We start from the raw sequence: 473 nt of genomic DNA on the forward strand, positions 1-473 counted from the left end.
ATGCAGACGACGCGGGAGCTCCAGCACAGAGTGGGCGAGCTGTCGGAGCTGCTGACGAGCGCCACGTATCGGCTGACAGAGACGACCAGCAACGCGGCGACGCAGATCGAAGAAGCCAAGACCCAGAGCCAGCAGGCGGCCAAGCGCCAGCAGCAGCTCCAGCGCAACGCGCTGACGCTCCAGAAGCGCCAGCAACAGGCACTACAGAAACAACAGAGCCAGATTCAGGGGCTGATCCAGAATCAGAGCCAGCAGCAGCGGAGGCTGCCCTGGTTGATAATGGGAGCAGCGGCGATTGGAGCATTGATCGCATCACTGACCACCTTCGCTATCACCTTGCTGCTGATGTGACGCCGGCGCAGCCGGGGCCGATGCCGGAGCCGACCGAGCCGGAGCCAGGGCCAACTCGGGCCGAGCGAACAATCACCCAGGCCGTGAATGAAAGCCCGGCCCCTGAGCATGAGGGCTCAGTG

General features: G+C 64.1%; 1 protein-coding gene. It reads left to right on the forward strand.

Translation table 11 applies throughout. From position 1 onward, the window contains the following. On the forward strand, nt 1–351 hold a 351-nt coding region (locus FY251_RS21140; RefSeq protein ID WP_222847878.1), incomplete at its 5' end, for a hypothetical protein. Between the last annotated feature and the right edge of the window lie 122 nt (nt 352–473).

Origin of the sequence: Haloferax sp. KTX1 (genome assembly GCF_902410085.1) — an archaeon.
Classification (GTDB): domain Archaea; phylum Halobacteriota; class Halobacteria; order Halobacteriales; family Haloferacaceae; genus Haloferax; species Haloferax massiliensis.